This window comes from Enterobacter sichuanensis, assembly GCF_002939185.1.
Taxonomy (GTDB): domain Bacteria; phylum Pseudomonadota; class Gammaproteobacteria; order Enterobacterales; family Enterobacteriaceae; genus Enterobacter; species Enterobacter sichuanensis.
The window spans coordinates 1-2,970 of the sequence record NZ_POVL01000117.1; the positions used below are offsets into that span (position 1 = coordinate 1).

At 45.6% G+C, this 2,970-nt stretch carries 3 protein-coding genes; 2 read left to right on the top strand and 1 reads right to left on the bottom strand.

Annotation, left to right across the window (positions count from 1 at the left end; all coding sequences use genetic code 11):
* Nucleotides 1-754: 754 nt before the first annotated feature.
* Together C5687_RS23765 and C5687_RS23770 are read left to right on the top strand one after the other, a co-directional pair.
* Nucleotides 755-1,216, top strand: coding sequence for a hypothetical protein (locus C5687_RS23765; RefSeq protein WP_146086308.1), 462 nt, complete (start codon nucleotides 755-757; stop codon nucleotides 1,214-1,216).
* Between the two features lie 48 nt (nucleotides 1,217-1,264).
* The gene (locus tag C5687_RS23770) at nucleotides 1,265-1,954 is read left to right on the top strand and encodes a hypothetical protein (protein WP_025756448.1); all 690 of its coding nucleotides are present in this window, start codon (nucleotides 1,265-1,267) and stop codon (nucleotides 1,952-1,954) included.
* A gap of 60 nt (nucleotides 1,955-2,014) precedes the next feature.
* Here C5687_RS23770 and C5687_RS23775 read toward each other — a convergent pair whose 3' ends face one another.
* A complete protein-coding gene (locus tag C5687_RS23775; protein WP_104558184.1) occupies nucleotides 2,015-2,923 on the bottom strand; it encodes a LysR family transcriptional regulator in 909 nt (302 codons plus the stop codon).
* Nucleotides 2,924-2,970 lie beyond the last annotated feature (47 nt).

The window sequence follows — 2,970 nt, forward strand, 5'->3', positions numbered from 1 at the left end:
TTCCTGAAATCATTTAACGCAGTACGACAGACCAAATGGAATAAAAGGGAGGTACCTGAAAATTCACAACATGCTGATTCCGGGGACCGTATGATAAATCAACCTAGAAAGCTTATTTAACATAATATACATTATGCGCACCAATGAGAAGTTGTTCAAATATAGATGTTCTTGTGGCTTGTATGGACCCCATCTATGGCTATCGCTCACTATCCGATAAGGTCTTGACCACACCGTCTCCTGGCTCAACATTCATGCAGTTTCCTTGCGCCCAGTGTCTTAGCTGCCGCATAACACTCTCTCGAATGGACAACTCGTTGTACGCATAAATCCCGGATTTGCGGTCGAATCGGTTTCAGCAAGCGCCAGCGTAAGCACTTCTCCGGATGAACTCTCCGTTCCGTTACCTCGCGTTCACTTTTCTTTCTTTATAAATACAAAAGCATTTACCTCAGTTTTTTGCCTTAGATAATTTCCGTCTCGTTCTCTGATACTCACACCTACTTCATCTTTCAACTAAAAGTAAAGATCTATGATATATTATGAAACTAACGCCAGGGCAAATTTATATTGTTAGATTGAAAAGTCAATCAAGGTTAAATTATTGCTATTTCCACGCAATTTCGATAATCGCACATGGAAAGATTTCCGATGACAAATACAATTACATCGAATGTCGGGTATTCCCCGCCCTTCATTACGGTAACGATATATCGATAATTACCCTCAATATTCTTTTATTACAAAGGAAACAATGATGGACGTTAATGATATTATTAAAGTAATGAACGCTCAGAATGAAAAAGCATCATCTTTAAGCCTCAGCAAAGGCGGGTTTGAAGGATGGTTACAGGCAGAATTGTGGTATCACCTTAATATTATCAAAGGAGAAAGCACCGAGCGTGAAGTCCAATACCCGCACTCTCTGACTTACTGTGATTTAGTCTGTGATGCGACCATGACAAAACCGGCTCAATGCGTGGAGGTCAAGGCCTATGGGATCTTCAGGGACGGCGATGAGCCGCGCTTTCTAGATGGCGTCGCTGCTGATGTCATGAAGATTGATGGCAAACCTGCTGATGCATCAGGGTCTGTTTATCTCGTCGTACCCAAAGCCATTTCAGACAAAGTTGAAGCCTTAATAGTGCGGCGTGGCTGGACGAATTTCAAACGTACGGATTCGGTTTATGCCTATATCTATTACGCTGATGTCTGACATTTTGTCACCTGCTCTTATGTACTATTATACTCAGGAAATATTACCATGGCCAAAGAAATAGATAAATCAGGGCAACTTTCTGAAGAAACCAAAGAGGCTTTGAGTTTCTTATCGGAACTCGCAAATAAACAGCTCACTCTTTATAAACTTACTATCACGGATGAATTAAAAAACGCTGAGCAGAGTAAGACCCTGCCTATTACCGCGATTATTAATCGTGATGGACAGACACGTTCATATTTAAAAAAGGAAGCCGACAACATTAATAAGGTTGTTGATGAAGCCGCGGGCATGTTTATTGGAGATCAGAGTGTGGCCACCGGCATAGGCAATATGCTCAAACTGCTCATTGCGTCATTCCTTGGTAGCTCAGAGGGTGAAGAGGTCTACAAGGAGAAGTATTTGTGCTACACCGATGGTATTTCATTACTCCGCTTCGATTTTCTTGCCTGGAAGCGAAACGTTAAAACCCAATCGTTGTTAACACATACGGAATCTGTCTCCGCCTACTACTATACGATCTCAGTGGTCGATGCCACAAAAGTTGATTTCCAGACTTTTGCCGCGCTTTATAAGGACGTACTGAAGTCAGGCGGAGAGTCGGCAGAAGAAATCATAAAAAGTCTGGATGACCTGCAAAAGATCTATGATCGGCTTCGCCAAAAAACCAGCGATCAGCTGAAGGCACATATCGAAAACAATTACAGTAGCAAGTCGCTTTTACATCTAATGTAGCACTGTAAAACCTCTGGCCTGGATGCCAGAGGTTCCCGGTTGCCATCGGCTCAGGGGATCTCAGCGCTGCACCCTGTTGATATAAGCCTGTAAATCCTCAGCCAGAAAATCAAATACCGTTTTGCAGGCCTGACTGTGGCGTAAGTCCTCATGCATTACCAGCCAGGTGTCGAGATGCAATGCAAAAAAATCAGGCATTATCCTCTGTAATGGCGTTGGAAAATCGGCCAGTTGTACCTGGCACATACCGATACCGGCCCCTGCCCGTATAAGGTTTAATTGGGCAACGTCACTGTCGGTTCGCACGGTAAACAGCTCGCGGTTTAGCTGAGGAAATTGCTTAAGGGACTGTAAAATAAAGGGTGTAATGGTATCGAAACCCACCAGTGTATGGGTGAGTAACTCCTCAATACTTTCCGGTGCACCATGCCGTGACAGATAGGCAGGCGCGGCATGCAGACCTATTTCAATCTTTCCAGTTCGACGCGCAATCAGTTGCTCCTGCACTGGCGTGGTCATGCGTACTGCAATATCCGCTTCCCGATTCAGTAAATCCTGAACGCGATTAGACAGAACCAGCTCAACGGTTATGTGTGGGTATGCATCCTTTATTCGGGCGATCGCCGAAGGCAGAACCTCCGTGCCGATGATGTCACTGGCAGCAACGCGCACCACGCCGCGTAACCCGGTTGCCCCGGCACTGAAACTGGCCGCCGAGCGCTCAATCATCATGGCGGTGTTTTCCATAGCTTGCGCATGACCCTGGAGTTCGACGGCTGCATCTGTGGCCTGTAGCCCAGTCTGCGAACGGGTAAATAAAACAAGACCAAGTGCTGATTCCAGCGCTGCAACATGGCGTCCGGCTGTTGGCTGGGTAATGGCAAGCCTGCGGGCGGCTCCTGACAAGGACCCTTCTTTCATCACGGCCAAAAAGGTGCGGTACCATTCCCATGGGATAGTTAGCTTCATACAAAAATGCATACCTGCCTGGTTATATTATGCAATTACATTTAGCC

Excerpts from the sequence above, each read along its gene's own strand:
- C5687_RS23765 (WP_146086308.1), top strand. The coding sequence starts at position 755 with ATGATGGACGTTAATGATATTATTAAAGTAATGAACGCTCAGAATGAA.
- C5687_RS23770 (WP_025756448.1), top strand. The coding sequence starts at position 1,265 with ATGGCCAAAGAAATAGATAAATCAGGGCAACTTTCTGAAGAAACCAAA.
- C5687_RS23775 (WP_104558184.1), bottom strand. The coding sequence starts at position 2,923 with ATGAAGCTAACTATCCCATGGGAATGGTACCGCACCTTTTTGGCCGTG.